At 71.3% G+C, this 15873-nt stretch carries 22 protein-coding genes; 9 read left to right on the top strand and 13 right to left on the bottom strand.

From position 1 onward, the window contains the following. Positions 1-25: 25 nt before the first annotated feature. Positions 26-478, bottom strand: a complete 453-nt coding sequence (locus BM419_RS11450) for a cache domain-containing protein (protein ID WP_244540756.1) — start codon at positions 476-478, stop codon at positions 26-28. Between the two features lie 103 nt (positions 479-581). Further along, complete coding sequence (locus BM419_RS11445; RefSeq protein WP_091926492.1) at positions 582-896, bottom strand: hypothetical protein; 315 nt, start codon at positions 894-896, stop codon at positions 582-584. A gap of 197 nt (positions 897-1093) precedes the next feature. Between BM419_RS11445 and BM419_RS11440 the strand changes: the two genes are divergently transcribed. The 4 genes from BM419_RS11440 to BM419_RS11425 all read left to right on the top strand — a co-directional run bounded on the left by BM419_RS11440 (position 1094) and on the right by BM419_RS11425 (position 5627). Further along, on the top strand, positions 1094-1942 hold the full coding sequence (locus tag BM419_RS11440; RefSeq protein ID WP_091926491.1) for a type 1 glutamine amidotransferase: 849 nt from the start codon (positions 1094-1096) through the stop codon (positions 1940-1942). Between the two features lie 97 nt (positions 1943-2039). Further along, positions 2040-3569 carry a phytoene desaturase family protein gene (gene crtI / locus BM419_RS11435; RefSeq protein ID WP_020090860.1) on the top strand — a complete coding sequence of 510 codons (1530 nt, stop codon included), beginning with the start codon at positions 2040-2042 and terminating at the stop codon, positions 3567-3569. A 95-nt stretch (positions 3570-3664) separates the two neighbouring features. Continuing rightward, complete coding sequence (locus BM419_RS11430) at positions 3665-4423, top strand: lysophospholipid acyltransferase family protein (RefSeq protein ID WP_091926490.1); 759 nt, start codon at positions 3665-3667, stop codon at positions 4421-4423. Positions 4424-4490: 67 nt separating this feature from the next. Continuing rightward, a complete protein-coding gene (locus BM419_RS11425; protein ID WP_091926489.1) occupies positions 4491-5627 on the top strand; it encodes a glycosyltransferase family 2 protein in 1137 nt (378 codons plus the stop codon). Positions 5628-5673: 46 nt separating this feature from the next. Here BM419_RS11425 and BM419_RS11420 read toward each other — a convergent pair whose 3' ends face one another. Together BM419_RS11420 and cutA are read right to left on the bottom strand one after the other, a co-directional pair. After that, a complete protein-coding gene (locus BM419_RS11420) occupies positions 5674-6285 on the bottom strand; it encodes a cupin domain-containing protein (RefSeq protein ID WP_091926488.1) in 612 nt (203 codons plus the stop codon). Positions 6286-6616: 331 nt separating this feature from the next. Continuing rightward, positions 6617-6970, bottom strand: coding sequence for a divalent-cation tolerance protein CutA (gene cutA, locus BM419_RS11415; RefSeq protein ID WP_091926487.1), 354 nt, complete (start codon positions 6968-6970; stop codon positions 6617-6619). Positions 6971-7113: 143 nt separating this feature from the next. Between cutA and BM419_RS11410 the strand changes: the two genes are divergently transcribed. Both BM419_RS11410 and BM419_RS11405 read left to right on the top strand, forming a co-directional pair. Continuing rightward, on the top strand, positions 7114-7881 hold the full coding sequence (locus BM419_RS11410) for an NAD kinase (RefSeq protein ID WP_020090865.1): 768 nt from the start codon (positions 7114-7116) through the stop codon (positions 7879-7881). Further along, positions 7878-8366, top strand: a complete 489-nt coding sequence (locus BM419_RS11405; protein WP_091926486.1) for a GNAT family N-acetyltransferase — start codon at positions 7878-7880, stop codon at positions 8364-8366. The genes BM419_RS11410 and BM419_RS11405 overlap by 4 nt, the downstream gene beginning before the upstream one ends. Before the next feature lie 10 nt (positions 8367-8376). Here BM419_RS11405 and BM419_RS11400 read toward each other — a convergent pair whose 3' ends face one another. The 6 genes from BM419_RS11400 to BM419_RS11375 all read right to left on the bottom strand — a co-directional run bounded on the left by BM419_RS11400 (position 8377) and on the right by BM419_RS11375 (position 11656). After that, positions 8377-8577 (bottom strand): hypothetical protein, encoded by a 201-nt coding sequence (locus BM419_RS11400; protein WP_026604574.1) that lies wholly within the window; start codon positions 8575-8577, stop codon positions 8377-8379. Between the two features lie 37 nt (positions 8578-8614). Beyond that, on the bottom strand, positions 8615-8983 hold the full coding sequence (locus tag BM419_RS11395) for a DUF6481 family protein (protein ID WP_026604575.1): 369 nt from the start codon (positions 8981-8983) through the stop codon (positions 8615-8617). 123 nt (positions 8984-9106) lie between these two features. Further along, the gene (locus BM419_RS11390) at positions 9107-9316 is read right to left on the bottom strand and encodes a cold-shock protein (RefSeq protein ID WP_020090869.1); all 210 of its coding nucleotides are present in this window, start codon (positions 9314-9316) and stop codon (positions 9107-9109) included. Positions 9317-9687: 371 nt separating this feature from the next. After that, positions 9688-10827 carry a beta-ketoacyl-ACP synthase gene (locus BM419_RS11385; RefSeq protein WP_091926485.1) on the bottom strand — a complete coding sequence of 380 codons (1140 nt, stop codon included), beginning with the start codon at positions 10825-10827 and terminating at the stop codon, positions 9688-9690. Between the two features lie 18 nt (positions 10828-10845). After that, on the bottom strand, positions 10846-11325 hold the full coding sequence (locus BM419_RS11380; protein ID WP_056527639.1) for a 3-hydroxyacyl-ACP dehydratase FabZ family protein: 480 nt from the start codon (positions 11323-11325) through the stop codon (positions 10846-10848). A gap of 22 nt (positions 11326-11347) precedes the next feature. Then, positions 11348-11656, bottom strand: a complete 309-nt coding sequence (locus BM419_RS11375) for an acyl carrier protein (RefSeq protein WP_010683687.1) — start codon at positions 11654-11656, stop codon at positions 11348-11350. Between the two features lie 278 nt (positions 11657-11934). Between BM419_RS11375 and BM419_RS11370 the strand changes: the two genes are divergently transcribed. Then, the gene (locus BM419_RS11370) at positions 11935-13053 is read left to right on the top strand and encodes an AI-2E family transporter (protein ID WP_020090873.1); all 1119 of its coding nucleotides are present in this window, start codon (positions 11935-11937) and stop codon (positions 13051-13053) included. 13 nt (positions 13054-13066) lie between these two features. Here BM419_RS11370 and BM419_RS11365 read toward each other — a convergent pair whose 3' ends face one another. Then, positions 13067-13558: a thermonuclease family protein gene (locus BM419_RS11365; RefSeq protein WP_244540755.1), complete on the bottom strand. Its 492-nt coding sequence runs from the start codon at positions 13556-13558 to the stop codon at positions 13067-13069. A 223-nt stretch (positions 13559-13781) separates the two neighbouring features. On the opposite strand from BM419_RS11365, the gene BM419_RS11360 reads away from it, so the two are divergent. Next, positions 13782-14075 carry a hypothetical protein gene (locus tag BM419_RS11360; RefSeq protein ID WP_020090875.1) on the top strand — a complete coding sequence of 98 codons (294 nt, stop codon included), beginning with the start codon at positions 13782-13784 and terminating at the stop codon, positions 14073-14075. Between the two features lie 48 nt (positions 14076-14123). Here BM419_RS11360 and BM419_RS11355 read toward each other — a convergent pair whose 3' ends face one another. Then, positions 14124-14804: a L,D-transpeptidase gene (locus tag BM419_RS11355; RefSeq protein WP_020090876.1), complete on the bottom strand. Its 681-nt coding sequence runs from the start codon at positions 14802-14804 to the stop codon at positions 14124-14126. Between the two features lie 171 nt (positions 14805-14975). Here BM419_RS11355 and BM419_RS11350 point away from each other — a divergent pair, with 171 nt between their 5' ends. Further along, a complete protein-coding gene (locus BM419_RS11350; protein WP_020090877.1) occupies positions 14976-15416 on the top strand; it encodes a VOC family protein in 441 nt (146 codons plus the stop codon). Here BM419_RS11350 and BM419_RS11345 read toward each other — a convergent pair whose 3' ends face one another. After that, positions 15417-15860: a cyclic nucleotide-binding domain-containing protein gene (locus tag BM419_RS11345; RefSeq protein WP_020090878.1), complete on the bottom strand. Its 444-nt coding sequence runs from the start codon at positions 15858-15860 to the stop codon at positions 15417-15419. Positions 15861-15873 lie beyond the last annotated feature (13 nt).

The following is a 15873-nucleotide window of genomic DNA, read 5'->3' as shown; positions in this document are numbered from 1 at the left end:
GCCCGCCTTCCCGACCCGGACGGCGCTACTCCACGTAGACGCCGGCACCGACCAGCGCCTCCACGCCGGCCACGCGCGTCGCGCAGACGTAGCTCCATTTCACGCTCGGCGCCGACTGGCCGGGCTTCGGGAACATGTAGTCGACCCATCCGGACCCGAACCGCGTGACGGCGTCGATGAAATCGTGGTGGAACTGCTTCCCGTCGGCGTCGCGCTCGTGGAGCAGGTCGTGGCCCTCGCGGTTCGGATGGGCGGCGTTGAAGAGGACGATCCCCCGCAGGTCGACGACGAACAGGTAGACGTCCCCATATCGCCAGGTGCTCCCCTTGCGCCGGAACGCGTCGAACGCCCGCGCGCCCTCGGCCTCCAGCATGTCGGCCGCCCTGTTGACCAGGGCCTCGATCTCGGCCGCCTGGTGCAACGGCGGGGGTGATCGCCGGGCGGTGGCCGGGATGGCCAACCCCAGGACGAGCAGCACGACCCCGACCAGCAGGGTTCTCGACAGGCCGTCGCACCGCCGCGTCGCCGGCAGGCGGGGATCTGCGCGCCTCGCGTGGCTCGCCCGATCCTCCGGGGAAGCCTTAGGAATGCGCCTCGATGCCATGGCCCGCGTACCCGCCGCGCCGCCGGAGGAAGAGCAGCCAGTTCCGCTTCCGCGGAGGGGACGGAGGTGGGGACGGGCCGACCGCGTTGGGCAGGGCCAGGAACGCCAGCCGTCTGCGGTGCCGCTCGATGATGCGGTCGAGGTTCCGCAGCGCCGCGAGGCCCTGGTTCGCCATCAGGCAGTGCCCCTCGCTGGCACCTCTCCGGTCCAGGTCGGCAACGATGTTCTCCGCGTGAGCGAGGATATCCCGGGCTTCCGCGCAGTAGAGCTCTACCTCGGCGAGATCTGGCATCTTGTCCTCCGCGCTGATCGTTCCTCGGAGTCCGAGACGGCAGGGGTAAACCCGGCCTCGCGGGGCGCATCACCCGTTTGGAGGAGTCGGGCCCGATTTCAGCGCCCGCCTCCCGCGACGATCCGCGCCGTTCCTGCGACGCGGTGCGCACCGACATAGAGGCGCCTCCGCTACGGCCGCGCTCCCCGGTATCCCGCATGCTCCGCCTGCTCATCGCCGACGGCAACGATCGCGCCGCCCGCGACCGCCACGTCGCGGCCACCGGACGAACCTCGGCCGAGTCCTACGCGGCGGTGGTGCGGGACCTCGCGCCGGGCTCCGTCTGCCGGCACGTCAACGCCGCCGACGCCGACGCGGCCTTGCCGGCGGGTCTCGCGGAGTTCGATGGCCTGATCTTCACCGGCTCGACCCTCAAGGTCTCGGAGGGCACGCCGGCCGTGAACCGGCAGCTCGACCTGATGCGCGCGGCCTTCGAGGCCGGGCGCGCGGTCTTCGGCTCGTGCTGGGGCGTGCAGGTCGCCGCCACGGTGGCGGGCGGGCGCGCCGCCGAGAATCCCCGCGGGCCGGAATACGGGTTCGCTCGGGCGATCACCCCGACCGAGGAAGGCCGGACTCACGCTCTGCTGGCCGGCCGTCCGGCGACCTGGGATGCCCCGGCGATCCACTCTGACGCCGTCCTAGAGCCGCCCCCGGGCGCCCGCGTGCTCGCCGGCAACCGCGTTCTCGGCATCCAGGCCCTCGAGATCCGCCGGGATCGCGGCTGGTTCTGGGGGACGCAGTATCATCCCGAGCTCGACCTCGACGAGCTGGCCGCGATGCTGCGCCTCTGCGACACCGCCATCGTCGAGGCGGGACTCGCCGAGAACTCGCGGGCCGTGGCCGCCTATGCCGACGAAGTCGCGACGCTCCAGGGCCACGACTCGGAGACCGCGCGCCGCCTGGCCTGGCGTCACGGCGTCGGGCCCGAGGTGCTGGAGGCCGGGCTCCGCCGGCGGGAGATCGGAAACTTCCTGGCGCGCCTGTCCACAGGCGAGCGCCGCCACTAGGCGACCGCGACCGGGTGGCGCGTTGACCCGCCCGGCCCCAGGTCTAGCTTCGCTCTGCGGGCCACGCCTTCCTCGGCCCGGGGAGCCAGCCAGCAGGATGAGCCAGGATTCCACGGTCGCCGTCATCGGCAGCGGGCTCGGCGGACTCGCCGCCGCGTGCGTCGCCGCCGCGCGGGGCCACCGCGTGACGGTCTACGACAAGAACGGCTGGCTCGGCGGAAAGGCGGCGGTGCTCCACGAGGGCGGCTTCCGCTTCGACATGGGGCCGACGATCCTGACCGTGCCCCGGGTGCTGGAGCGGATCTTCGCGGAGTCCGGCCGCTCGGTCCACGACTACATGGACCTGCGCCGCCTGGACCCGCAGTGGCGCTGCTTCTTCGACGACGGCACGCATATCGACCTGATGCAGGACGTCGAGCGGATGGCCGGCGACATGGAGCGCTTCGCCCCCGGCACCGGCGAGGGCTACAAGAAGTTCATCACCATCTCCGAGCATCTTCACGGCGTGTCCGAGAAATTCTTCTTCTGGAAGCCGGTCGAGGACCTGTTCGACACGATCAACATCCGCGCCAACATGAACCCGGGCACGCTGCGCGACGTACTGTCGCTGCGCATGCACGCCTCGGTGGCCTCGACGATCCGCGGCAAGGTCAAGGACGCGCGGCTCGCGCAGATGCTCGACCACTTCGTGCAGTATGTCGGCTCCTCGCCCTACGGCGCGCCGGCGGTGCTCTGCGCCATCGCCCACATGCAGACGGCCGACGGCGTCTGGTACCCGATGGGCGGCACCCGCGCCGTCGCCGAGGGGCTGGCGAAGCTCGCCCAGGAACTCGGCGCCACGTGCAAGACCGACACCGAGGTGACCGGGATCGAGACCGCCAACGGCGCGGTCCGGGGCGTGCGGACGGCCGCGGGGGTCACGCCCTACGACGCCGTGATCTCCAACATGGACTCGGTCCGCACCTACCGGGAGCTCGTGGGCGGCGAGGCCGCCAAGGCCTACGCCAAGAAGAATCCCGAACCGGCCTGCTCGGGCGTGGTGCTCTATCTCGGCCTGAACAAGCGCTACGAGCACCTCAACCACCACGACTTCGTCTTCTCCCGCGACCCGGAGGAGGAGTTCGACTACATCTACAACAAGGGCGAGCCGGCCCCGGACCCCACCGCCTATCTGGCAGCTCCCTCCTCCACCGATCCGAGCGTGGCGCCCGAGGGCGGCGAGGCGCTCTACGTCCTCGTGCACACGCCGTATCTGCGGCCGCACCACGACTGGCGTCCGGACGGGCCGCTGTTCCAGAACTACCGCCGCACGATCCTCGACAAGCTCAAGCGCACCGCCGGCATGCCGGATCTCGAAGAGCGTATCGTCGTCGAGCGCCACCTCACGCCGCAAGACATCCACGAGCGCTACAAGGTCCTGAACGGCGCGATCTACGGCCTCGCCTCCCACGGGCGCGTGATGGGGGCGTTCAAGCCCGGCAACCGGTCGCGGCAGGTGCGCGGCCTCTACCTCGCGGGCGGCGCCGCCCATCCGGGGCCCGGCATGCCGATGGTGATGATGTCGGGCTGGATCGCCGCCGACGCGCATGACCAGGACGCGCGCGGCGCCCTGCGCGCCTCGGCGTGACCGCGACGCCGCCATCTCCGCCCCCCGGTACGGGGGGCGCGAGAGGCGCGCACGGCGCCCCCCTGCCCTCGGTCTCGCCCCGGATCCGCGCCTTTATGGTGGCGTGGTTCGAGCGATACCTGCACCGCCACCTCGACGCCCTGCGGCTGCCCCTCTGGAGCACGCCGCCTGACGCGAACCATCCCGGCGCGATCGTGGTCTACTGCAACCATCCGGCCTGGTGGGACGCCGCGCTGATCATCGTGCTGGGCGGCCGGCTCTATCCCGAGCGGGCGAGCCGCGCGCCGTTCGACGCCGCGATGCTGGCGCGCTACCGCATCTTCGAGCGGATCGGGGCCTTCGGCGTCGACCTCGACAGCCCGCGCGGGGCGGCACAGTTCCTGGCAGCCGCACGGTCGATCCTCGGAGCCCCCGACGGCATGCTCTGGATCACCGCGCAGGGCCGCTTCGCCGATGCCCGCGCGCGGCCGCTGGCCCTGCGTCCCGGCGTCGCGCGGCTCGCCGAGATCGCCCCCGACGCGCTCTTCGTCCCGCTCGCCGTCGAGTACACCTTCTGGGACGAGCGCGGCGCGGGAGCCTTCGCGGCCTTCGGGCCGGGGATCGCCGGATCCGAACTCGCCGCGCTCGCGCGCGATCAGCGCCTCGCGCGCCTGGAATCCGAACTGACCCGAACCCTCGACCGCCTGAGCGCCGACGTGATCAGCCGGGAGCCCGGACGCTTCCGCACGCTGGTTTCCGGCCGGAAGGGCGTCGGCGGCCTCTACGACCTGTGGCGGCGCCTGTCGGCCCGCCTCTCCGGCCGCCGGTTCGATCCGGCGCACCGCGCCGCGGGCGGTCAGGATCGCGCCGGATGAGACCGCCCGCGCGCGCCAGATCCCGCCCGATCCCCTATCGTGGCGCGCTCCCCTGCCGGCGCAGACGATGACCGACTCGATCCTCACAGCCCTGGCGTACCTCTGCCTCGCCACCGCCCTCCTGCCGGCCATCCTGGCGGCGGTGAATCTCGCGGTCCTGCGCCGGCCCGCGGTGGAGGCCGGGGCCGGTCTCGTCTCGATCCTGATCCCGGCGCGCAACGAGGCCGGCAACATCGACGCCACCGTGCGGGCGGCGCTCGCCAGCGCCGCGGTCCCGGTGGAGGTGATCGTCGGCGACGATCATTCCACCGACGCGACCGCCGAGATCGTGCGCGCCGTCGGCGACCCGCGCCTGCGTCTCGTCCCGGTGCCGGCCCTGCCCGACGGATGGACGGGCAAGAACCACGCCTGCAGCCACATGGCCGGGCTCGCCCGCGGCGACCACCTGCTGTTCATCGACGCCGATGTGCGCCTCGAGGCCGGGGCAGCCGCCGCCCTCGCGGCGCAGGCTCGCCGCACCGGCGCGGCCCTCGTCAGCGGCGTGCCCCGGCAGCGGACCGACACAGTGGGTGAGATGCTGACGGTGCCGATGATCGACTTCCTGCTCCTCGGCTTCCTGCCCGTGCCGCTGATGCGCCGCCTGTCCGACCCGTCGCTCGGCGCGGCCTGCGGTCAACTGATCCTGATGGATCGGGGGGCCTACGCGGCCACCGGTGGCCACAGCGCGATCCGCACCTCCCTGCACGACGGAGTCCGCCTGCCCCGCTTGTTCCGGGCCGCGGGCTACCGGACGGATCTCGTGGCCGCCGCCGCGCTGGCCACCTGCCGGATGTACGACGGCTTCGCTCAGGCCTGGGCCGGCTTCTCCAAGAACGCCCACGAGGGCATGGCCACGCCCCGCGCCCTTCCGATCTGGACCTTCCTCCTCGGCTGCGGCCAGATCCTGCCGCCGCTCCTCGTCCTGGCCGGGCTGCTCGGGCTGCTGCCGAACTCCGCCCTGACCCCGGCCGTGCTGGCCCTCGGCCTGTCCCTGGCGACCCGGACGGCCGTCACCGTCGCGGTCCGGGCCCCGTGGGCGACGATCCCGCTCCACCCCGCGGCGGTCGCGGTGGCCCTGGCGATCCAGTGGAACGTGCTCCTGCGCCGCGAACGGGCCGGCGCGGCGACCTGGAAGGGCCGCAGCTATCCGGTGAGCGGCGGCTGACGCGCGCGGACCGGCGGAACAGAGGATGCCAGCCCGCGCCCGGACCTCACGGTTGGGACGGCTGGCACGGATCGGTGGAGCGGGCCTTTCCGGCCTGCGGCTTCAGCGAGACAATGAGCTGCACGTTCGGCACGTCGCCGACCTGCCGGGTCAGGTGTCCGACATGGCCCTCAGGCCCCTGCGGCATCGATCCCATATCGGCGTTGAATTCCACCTCGCCGGGGCCCTGCTCCAGCACCGACCCGTCCGTAGCCTCCACGGACCAGCGGCCCGATAGGGTGATCACCCATTGGGGACCCGGCGCCGTGTGCCACGTGCCGACATAGCCGACCGGCAGGACCGCGTACTTGATCGACGTCACCTCACCCGGCGGAAAGCCGACATATTGCGGCGCTGCCGGAGGCGCGTAGCTCTTGAAGATGAAGTTCTTCAGGTCGCAATACTGGACATGGCTGTGGCCCTTGTCGTCGGCATAGAGGACACCGTACCGTAAGGCGGGCGGATCGGCCGATGCGAGGCCGGCGGGACCGGACGGCGCCGGCGCGACGGTCATCAGCGGCTCGCTCTTCGGCGCCCCGGCCGCTTGCGCATGCACGGCGCCCGCGACTGCGGCGAGCAGGACCAACCCCAACCGTCCTGCATTCCTGAAACGTCCCATGATTTTCCTCCGCGTCGCATCGCGTGCGGTGTACGCACGGAGGTTTTCTAGCCAAGCACACCAGATGAATTCAATCTTCTACTCCAATCGCTCAGTATAAATTCTCGTTCCATAATTCAAGATCGGATATTTTTCGCATAGATTCGTATATTTATGTCTTTTTAATTCGACTCTACGACTACGCCAATGTCACCAGTGTCCGACGAGCCATTGTGGCGCCCGCATCGACGGCAAGGCGCGCTTGTCCACAGCCGTCTGGACCCTGTCCGGCACACTGCCGGAACCGGCCAGAAGGGTCAGGGTGGGAAGCAGCGCGGCGCAGTCTGCCGGATCAGTCCGCCTGGGTCCCGTTCTCGAACGGCTCACCGGGCTGCGTCTCCGCCAGGATCCAGGCGGCCGTGTCGGCGTCCGCCCCGGCGACCGGCAGATGCAGGATGATCGGCGTGTCGTAGGGGTGGCGCGCCTTCAGCGCGACCGCCAGCGCGTCGGCCAGACCTTCGCGGCTCTTGAGGATGGCGGCGACCTCGGCACCGCGCTCCACCGCGCCCTTCCAGCTGTAGACGGACTGCATGCCCGGCAGCACGTTGATGCAGGCGATGAGTCGCTCGCGGACCAGCGCCTCACCGATGTTCAGCGCCGAGGCGAGGTCGGGAAAGGTGGTGTAGACGAGGAGCGGACGCTCCATGCTATGCCTCCAATTGCGCGTGTGCTCGCGGAGTGAGGCGCATGCCGGGCAAGGACGTCAACCGGGCGGTTCGCTCGTCAGACTGGAGCCGTGACGTGAACCCTGAGGCGATCCCGACGCGCCTGCGCGGCTGCGCCTGATCCATGCCGCGTTTCCAGAAGATCGCCTTCGTGGCGAGCCCGACCGGCTACGCCCGCGAGGCCGCGGCCGCCCTGATGCGGCGCTACGACCACGTCCCGCCCGAGGAGGCCGACGTCGTCGTGGCCCTGGGCGGTGACGGCCTGATGCTCCAGGTGCTGCACCGCTTCATGGACCACCCGAAGCCGATCTACGGGATGAACCGCGGCACGGTCGGCTTCCTGATGAACGAGTTCCGCGACGACGACCTCTTGGAGCATCTGGAGAACGCCCAGCGCAGCGTCATCCACCCGCTCGTGATGGACGTGCTCGACACGGAGGGCCGATCCCACCGGGCGCGGGCGATCAACGAGGTCTACCTGCTGCGCCAGACCCACCAGACCGCCAAGCTGAAGATCGCCGTCGACGGCAATGTCCGGCTCGACCTGCTGATCGCCGACGGCGTGCTCGTCGCCACCGCGGCGGGCTCCACGGCCTACAACCTGTCGGTCGGGGGACCGATCCTACCGCTCGACGCCAAGCTTCTGGCGCTGACACCGATCTCGGCCTTCCGCCCCCGGCGCTGGCGCGGCGCACTTCTGCCGGACTACGCCCGGATCCGGATCGACGTCCTCGACGCCCCCCACCGCCCGGTCGCGGCGGTGGCCGACCACACGGAGTTCCGCCGGGTCTGCACGGTGGAGACCTCCCTCGACCGCGCCACCGAGCTCGTGCTGCTGCACGATCCCGGCCACAGCCTCGACGAGCGCATCCTGCGGGAGCAATTCGGGTGAGTCTGCACATCCGGGCCGCGCAGGCGGCCGACCACGCGGCCATCACCGGCATCATCGTGCCGACCATCCGGGCCGGTGAGACCTACGCGCTGGACCGCGACCTCGGCGAGGCCGAGGCTCTCGCGTACTGGACCGGCCCTGACCGCGAAACCTTCGTGGCCGAGGAGGCAGGGACGGTGCTCGGCACGTACTACCTGCGCGCGAACCAGGCTGGCGGGGGCGCCCATGTCGCCAATTGCGGCTTCATGACGGGAGCGGCCGCCCTCGGCCGCGGGGTCGCGCGGGCCATGTGCGCGCACGCCCTCGACCGGGCGCGGGCGCGGGGCTTCGTGGCGATGCAGTTCAACTTCGTGGTGAGCACCAACGCCCGGGCCGTCCGGCTCTGGGAGAGCTTCGGCTTCGACGTGGTCGGCCGGCTGCCGGGCGCCTTCCGGCACCCGACGCTCGGGCCGGTCGACGCGCTGGTGATGTTCCGGACGCTCTGAGGCGCCCGGATCAGGCCTGCGGGGCCGCGACGAGGTCACCCTCGCGGATCGCCCGCTCGCCGGTCTTCGTCCGGATCCGATAGCTCGGCTCGCCGGTCTGATCCGCCGGCATCAGCCGCAGGATCTCGAACACCTCGGCCTCGCCCGTCTCGCCCGGGATGCCCAGGCGGGACCGGCAGACGCGCTCGCCGACCTTGAACTTGTGGGACATGCCGAGCTCCTGGACGGGCATCGCTGCGGAACGCGCCTCAGCGCTTCTTCTGAGCCTTCGCCTTGCGGGCGAGATAGCGCGCGTCGCGCTGGGCCTTCTGCTCGGCCTGCAAGGCCTTGGCGCGCTCCTGGGCGGCCAGCTGCTCGGCGTGCTTGCGCTCGATCTCGGCGAGGCGTTCCGCCTCGGCGAGGGCGGCGGCGCGCTCGATCTCGGCCTGACGCTGGGCGGCGCGCTCGGCAGCGCGGACTTCGCGGGCATCGACCACAGCGCGGCGGGCGGATTGGCGGGCGAGGACGGCCGGGTCGTCGGCGGACGGGCGGGCCCGGAACCGGGCCAGCATCTCGGAGCGCGCCTTGGCGGCGGTCTCGAGGCGATCGGCGACACCCTGCTTGTTCAAAAAGCTCACAGACACTCCTGGATCGGGTGCGGCGAAGGCCGTCACCCGCAGAGGGGGGTTAGAAACACGATGGCAGATACGAAGAAGCCGCTCCCAGAGGAGCGGCTTCCGGAGAAACGCTGAGGACGGCGATCAGGCCGTCTGGAGCTGACCGGCGGACTGCTTGCCGCTGCGACGGTCGGTCTCCAGCTCGTACGTGACCTTCTGGCCCTCGTTCAGGCCGCGCAGGCCGGCGCGCTCGACGGCCGAGATGTGGACGAACACGTCCTTGCCGCCGTCATCCGGCTGGATGAAGCCGTAGCCCTTGGTCTCGTTGAACCACTTGACGGTTCCGGTGCTCATGGAAGTCCTTGATCTTCGCAGGCATAGTGAGAGATGGCACCCGCCCGAACGAGGGGGCGCCGGCATCGACCGATAGCGATAGGAAAGTCAGAACCGCCCTGCGAAGGCGTAACGGTCCAAGATATCCGGACACGTGCCGATGGGGTAGAAGTAGACCGCCGGCGGTTCTTTGGCAAGCGCAGAGAAATATTTCCCTCGGCCAGCGCCGGAGCGATGCGGGAAACTCTTTCCGGAAATTCCGGTTGAGCGGCGCCGGAACGGTCGCTTGAACAACGGGATAAGGGATTTCAATACGACGCGTCCGCGCGAAAGCTGTGCTGCCGACCGGACGATCGGACGCGGCCGACATGGGCCCCGTGACGCGGGTTCGCTCAGGCCGGGACGAGGCGCACGATACCTTCGCCGCGCCGGTGGCCGACGGCCGTCACGGCGACCTCGCGCGCACCGCCGGCGGCGACGAGGGCGGCGGCGAGGGCCGCCCCGAACGGCGCCGCCACTTCGAGCCCGTGCCCGATCACGTCCCCGAGGGCGCGCAGGCGCGCGCCCGGTGCGAGCCGCGCCAGCGCGCCGCGCTCCTCCGCGGTGATCGGGGCCACGCCGGTAGCGCCGGACAGGACGGTGTCGGGAGCCGAGAGGCCGGCCTGTCGCCAGAGCGTCTCGAGGCTGCCGGCGACACTGCCCGGCGCGCGCCGGGTCCGATCGCTCGCCACCGGCTCCAGCCGGGCCAGGGCGCGGGCGCCGCGCGCCGCGGCGTGGGCGGCGGATTCGAGCATCAGGAAGGCCGCGCAACTTCCGAGGATGAACCCGCCCGCCCCGCCACCGGACTCGCCCCGCGCGAAGACCGTGCGGTAGGCGTCGCGGGCGAGGTAGCCGCCCATCTCGTGGATCACCAGAACGTCCGGCCGCTCGGCGCTGTAGGAGCCGCCGACCAGGATCGCGTCGATCTGGCCCGACGCCACCCGCGCCTGGGCGATCCGCAGGGCGTCGACCCCGGCGGATTCCTCACCCATGAACGTGCGCGAGGCGCCCGTCACCCCGTGCACGATGGCGATGTTGCCGGCGAGCAGGTTCGAGAGCTGGGCGAGGAACAGGGTCGGGCGGAGATCGTTCTGGAGCCGCTCGTTCAGGTAGGCGCCCGGATCGGCGGCGTCGCGCATGCCGGTCAGGATCGCTCCGTCCGCCGCGTAGTCGCGCTCGCCGCCGCCCGCGGCCACGACGAGGTGGAGCGCCTGCTTGAAGGCGGCGTCGTCCTTCACGCCCGCCGCGTCGAGGGCGAGGCCGGCGGCGTAGACGCCGAGCCGCTGCCACGCCTCCATCTGGCGCTGGTCGCTGCGCTTGGGGATCTGGCCGTCCCAGACGATCGCCGGGGCCGGATGGACCGGATAGGGCGCGAAGGTCTCGCTGTCGGTGCGCGGGGCCGCCTCATCGGCGAGGGCGGCCAGGTGGGCGTCAACGCCCTCGCCCGCGCAGGAGACGAGGCCGAGGCCGGTGACGACGACGGGGCGGCTCATGGCTGGCTCATGGCTGGCTCAGGGCTCGCGTTCGGCCGGAGCCGGATCGGGGAACAGGCCGATGGTCCGCGCGCGCTCGCGCATCGGCGCGTCGAGTCCGTCCGGGAACGGCATGGTGCGGAAGCGGAGTTCCGCGTCGCACAGCGCCTTGCCGTCGTGGCTGATCGCCGCCTTGGTCACCGCGTAGCCCGAGCCGTCGTGCTCGAGGGTGGCCGTGACGAGGAGGTCCGCGCCGGGCCCGACGAAGGACCGGAAGCGCGCCTTGTCGACCCCGGTGAGGAACGGCATCCGGGCGAAGTCGAGATGGGCGAGCACGAGGTACCCGGAGGCCTGGGCCATCGTCTCGGTGAGGAGCACACCCGGCACGAGGGGGTGGCCGGGGAAGTGGCCCTCGAAGACCGGGCTCGCCATCGGCACCCGGGCGAGCGCCTCGATGCGGCCGGCGGCCCTGTCGAGGAGCCGCACGGAGTCGATCATCTCGAAGTATTCGAGGCGCATGACGGGTCGGATCGGCCTCGGTTCAGACCTTGGCGGCCTTCTCGGCCACGAGGCCGTCGATGCGCGCGCACAGGTTCTTGAGGACGAAGTACTCCTCGGCCGGGACCTTGCCCTCGTTGACCTCCTGGGTCCACCGCTCGAGTGGCAGCTTGATCCCGAAGGCCTTGTCGACCGCGAAGGCGATGTCGAGGAAGGCGAGGCTGTCGATGCCGAGGTCGTCGATGGCGTGACTCTCGGGCGTGATCTTGTCCCGCGGGATGTCGGCGGTCTCGGCAATGATGTCGGCCACGCGCTCGAAGGTGGCGCTGCCGTGGGCGGGCTCGTCGGACATGTCTTCTCGCGGGCTGTTCGAGTTCCGGATCGGTCGTGCGGGAGCCCCCTCGCCGCCCGGGCGGCCGCCCGATGCGTGGACGGGGCCTGGAACGCGGCCCGGTCGAATGGCGGCGACCTCTACACGAGGGTGTCAGAAGCGGCAACCGCGGCGCTTCCCCGGCGTTTCAGCGCCTGTCCACAGGCGTGCGCCGCCGGGTGCGGGGACGCGCGTACGCTCCGGACGCGCCGGCCCTAGCTTGACGGCGAGACGAGGCGCGTCCTCAGGAGACCAGACGGATGCCACCGATCACCAAGCCCGCCGCCCCGCCGGCGCGCGTCGAGACGCCGCCCCTGCCGCCGCAGGAGCGCGCGCGCTCCCAGGGAGCGGCCCGGGTCCTGCTGGTCCTGACCCTGACGGCGCTCGGCCTCTGGATCCTGCACGAGTTCCTGCCGGCGCTTGCCTGGGCGGTGGTCCTGGCGATCGCCCTCTGGCCTGTCTACCAGCGGCTCGAGCACCGTTTCCCGCCGGGCAAGCACAACATCCTCCTGCCCACGCTGATGACCGCGGCCGTGGCGCTGGTCTTCCTGGCGCCGCTCGCGATCCTCGGCATCCAGGCCGCCCGCGAGGCCCACGACGTGGCCGAGTTCGTTCGGAACGCCGAGGCGAACGGGGTGCCGGCGCCGGAATTCCTGCAGCACCTGCCCTACGGCGCCGCGCAGGCGACCGCGTGGTGGAACGACAATCTCGGCCACGCGCAGGCGGGCTCCGACCTGCTGCGCCGGTTCGAGAACCACTCGGTGCTCGGGGCCTCCCGCAATGTCGGCCGCGAGGTGCTGCACCGCATCGTCCTGTTCGGCTTCAGCCTCGTGGCGCTGTTCTTCCTGTTCCGCGACTGGCGGACGGTGCGGGACCAGTCGCTCACCGCCTGCCACCGGCTGTTCGGGCCGCGCGGCGAGCGCGTCGCCCGCCAGATGGTGGCCTCCGTGCACGGCACGGTCGACGGGCTGGTGCTGGTCGGCCTCGGCGAGGGCTTCGTGCTCGGGATCGTCTACCACTTCGCGGGCGTGCCCCACCCGGTTCTGCTCGGCGCCTTCACGGCGGTGGCGGCGATGATCCCGTTCGGCGCCGCCGTGGCCATCGCGATCGCGGCGCTCCTCCTGGTGGCGGCCGGGTCGGTGACGGCAGCTCTCGTGGTGGCGGCGGCGGGCCTCGTCGTGACTTTCGTGGCCGACCACTTCATCCGCCCGGCGCTGATCGGCGGCACGACCAAGCTGCCCTTCCTGTGGGTGCTCCTCGGCATCCTCGGCGGCGTCGAGACCTTCGGGCTCCTCGGCCTGTTCCTCGGGCCGGCCGTGATGGCCGCCCTGGTCCTCCTCTGGCGGGAATTCACCGAGGGACAGGATGCGACGGCCTGAGGCGCCGGAGCGGCTAGTCGGCCGCGCTCGTGCCGGCCGCGGCCTCGACTCGGCGCCGGTCCTGGCGCCAGTCGGCCGGCTTCTCGAAGGTGCCGGCCCAGATGCCGCGGCGGGTCGCCCAGGCATGGCCCTCCTGGCGGATATAGGGAGCCGTCACTTGACGGTTGGCCAGCGCCAGGCCCTGTCCGACCATCCAGGCGGACAGGTCCTCGCCGTGGACGTGGCAGATCCCGGTGACGCGACCGGGCACGCCGCCCTCCCGCCGCTCGCACGTGACCGCGCCGCTGCCGATCCGCGCGCGCAGGGCCTGTGCGGCCTTGCTGCCGCAGCGATACTCCTGGCCATTGGCGGTCTCGCAGCGCTGCGCGGTCTCGGGAGCGTCGATACCGTAGAGGTTGATACGCGTGCCCTGCACCTCGATCGTGTCACCGTCGATCACGGTCGCGGGGCCGCTGACCGTCCCGGCCGCGGCCGCGGGGCCGCAGAGGAGGAGCAGGGCGAGCATCGGTCTGATCATAGCGGGAATGTCCACGCGCGTGGCGAGTCAGCTGGTGACGGGGGCGTCGAGGCCGCGACGGTGCCCGGCCAATGTGGCGAATTTGCCGGGTGACCGAATCGGCCTCGCGAGCGCGATGCCGAGTTTCGACCGACGTGGTTGCCAAAGCGTTCCGCCCGTCGGAGCGAAGCTTGGCAACGGAACGACGGCCCGGAGCCGCTCGTTATGAAACATGACCTTTCTCAAGACCCTGCTGGCCAGCCTGGCCCTGTGCGCGGCTCTCCTCGTCTGGGCCGGCCTCTCGATCGGCCCGGAGCGGCCGACGGACCGGACCAGTCCGGGCCTGACCACCGCCGCGGTGCTGGCCAGCGACGGCATGGGGCCGGACGGTCGACCGGGCGAGCCGGCCGCGGCCCCCGGCGGCCCGGATCGGGGTGATCTGGATCGAGCGGCTCTGGACCGGCTCGCCAAGCGGGTCTCCGGCGAGGTCCGCGACGCGTCCGCCGCGGGGACGCCGGCCGGCTGACCGGTCAGGAAGCCGCGCCTCGCCCGCTCAGGTCCGGTACCTGCCCGATCAGGTCCTGTACTTGCCGTTGCGCTTGATGAGCACGCGGGTGCCCACCGGCACGCGCTCGTACAGGTCGGCGATATCCTCGTTCAGCATCCGGACGCAGCCTGACGACATCTGCTCGCCGATGCTCCAGGGCTCGTTGGTGCCGTGGATGCGGAACAGGATGTCGCGGTTGCCCTGGTAGAGGTAGAGTGCGCGCGCGCCGAGGGGATTGTCGAGGCCGCCCTTGCGGGTGCGCGGCAGGTCAGGATGCAGCGAGACCATCGTGACGGTCGGGCTCCAGTCCGGCCAGACGCCCTTGCGCCCGACCCGAGCCTCGCCCTTCCAGGAGAAACCGGCCTTGCCGACGCCGACACCGTACTGCATCGCCGTGCCGTCGGCCTGGACCAGGACGAGCTGACGCTTGTCGATGTCGACCACGATCGTCCCCGGCTGCTCGGGGCCGTTGTAGCTCACCTGCTGGCGGCGGTACTTCGGATCGAGGCGCTGGGTGTCGACCAGCGGAATATCGAAGGGCTTGTCGGGCTTGCTGCCGACGTACCACGCCGCCTCGTCGTCCTGGGCGACCTGGACCGGACGGGTCTGGCAGGCCGCGAGGGGCGCGATCGCCACGACGGCGAGGAGGATTCGCGAGAGAACGATCCGGCGCAGGCGGCTCCAGGCCGAGGGAAGCGTGGCGATCATAGGTCCTGTCGTGCGGGATACGGTCGTCGCGCCATGCCTACCGCCTCTGCGCCTGTGACGATGTAGCTTTTGCGCCGCAGCCGGCCGTGCGCGGGCCGCTCCCACGGCCACGGTTGTGCCCTAATTCTGAATCGCAGCGGTGCTCTACTGCGCCCGGAGCGGAGGTGAACGATGGCCGAGACCGAAACTCTTCCCACCGAGGCGACGGTCGCTCCCGATGTCCCGCTCAGCCCGGCGATACACCTCGATCACTGCGTGATCCACGTGAGCGACTGGGCACGCTCGAACGCCTTCTACCGCGACGTGGTGGGTGCCGAGATCCTCGAGCGCGGTCCCGGCTTCGCCTACCGGTTCGGCGGCGTCCAGCTCAATTGCCACGGGCCGGGCGTCGAGCCGGTACCGGTCGCGGCGAAACCCGTCCAGCCGGGCAACAGCGACCTGTGCTTCCGCTGGTCGGGCGCGATCGAGACCGCCATCGCGCATCTCGAGGCCGCCGGGGTCCCGGTGGAACTCGGCCCGGTGGAGCGGCACGGCGCCGCGGGCGCGGGGATCAGCGTCTACTTCCGGGATCCCGACGGCTCGCTCCTGGAATTCATCACCTACGCGGGATGATCAGCCCCGGCTCTCGGCCAGCGCCTGGTTGGTCTGCTCCAGCCGCAGCGCCAGCACCCGCATCAGGGCGATGCTGATCTGTGGAAACTGGGCCAGCAGTTCCAGGAACACCCCGCGGTCGATACGCAGGGCGGTCACCGCGGATTGCGCCGTCACGGTGGCCGAGCGGGGCTGCTCGGCCAGGATGCCCATCTCACCGACGAGGGCGTCCTGGCCGAGCAGCGCCAGCCGCACCGGGCCGGCGGGACCGTCGATGCTGACGTCCGCCGTGCCCGAGAGGATCACGTAGGCCGCATCCGCGACGTCGCCGCGGGCGAAGAAGCGTTGCCCCGGCTCGAAATGCACCCGCTCGCTGGTGAAGGCCAGGAGCTTCAGGCGCGCCGGTTCCACCTCGCGGAACAGCGGCACCTGCTTCAGGGAGGAAACCTCGGTGTCGAGGGTCATTCGGGGGCTCCGC

Source organism: Methylobacterium sp. yr668 (assembly GCF_900116245.1).
Taxonomy (GTDB): Bacteria; Pseudomonadota; Alphaproteobacteria; order Rhizobiales; family Beijerinckiaceae; genus Methylobacterium.
The sequence above is the reverse complement of the archived record's forward strand: the minus strand, read 5'-3'. Positions and strand labels throughout refer to the sequence as shown.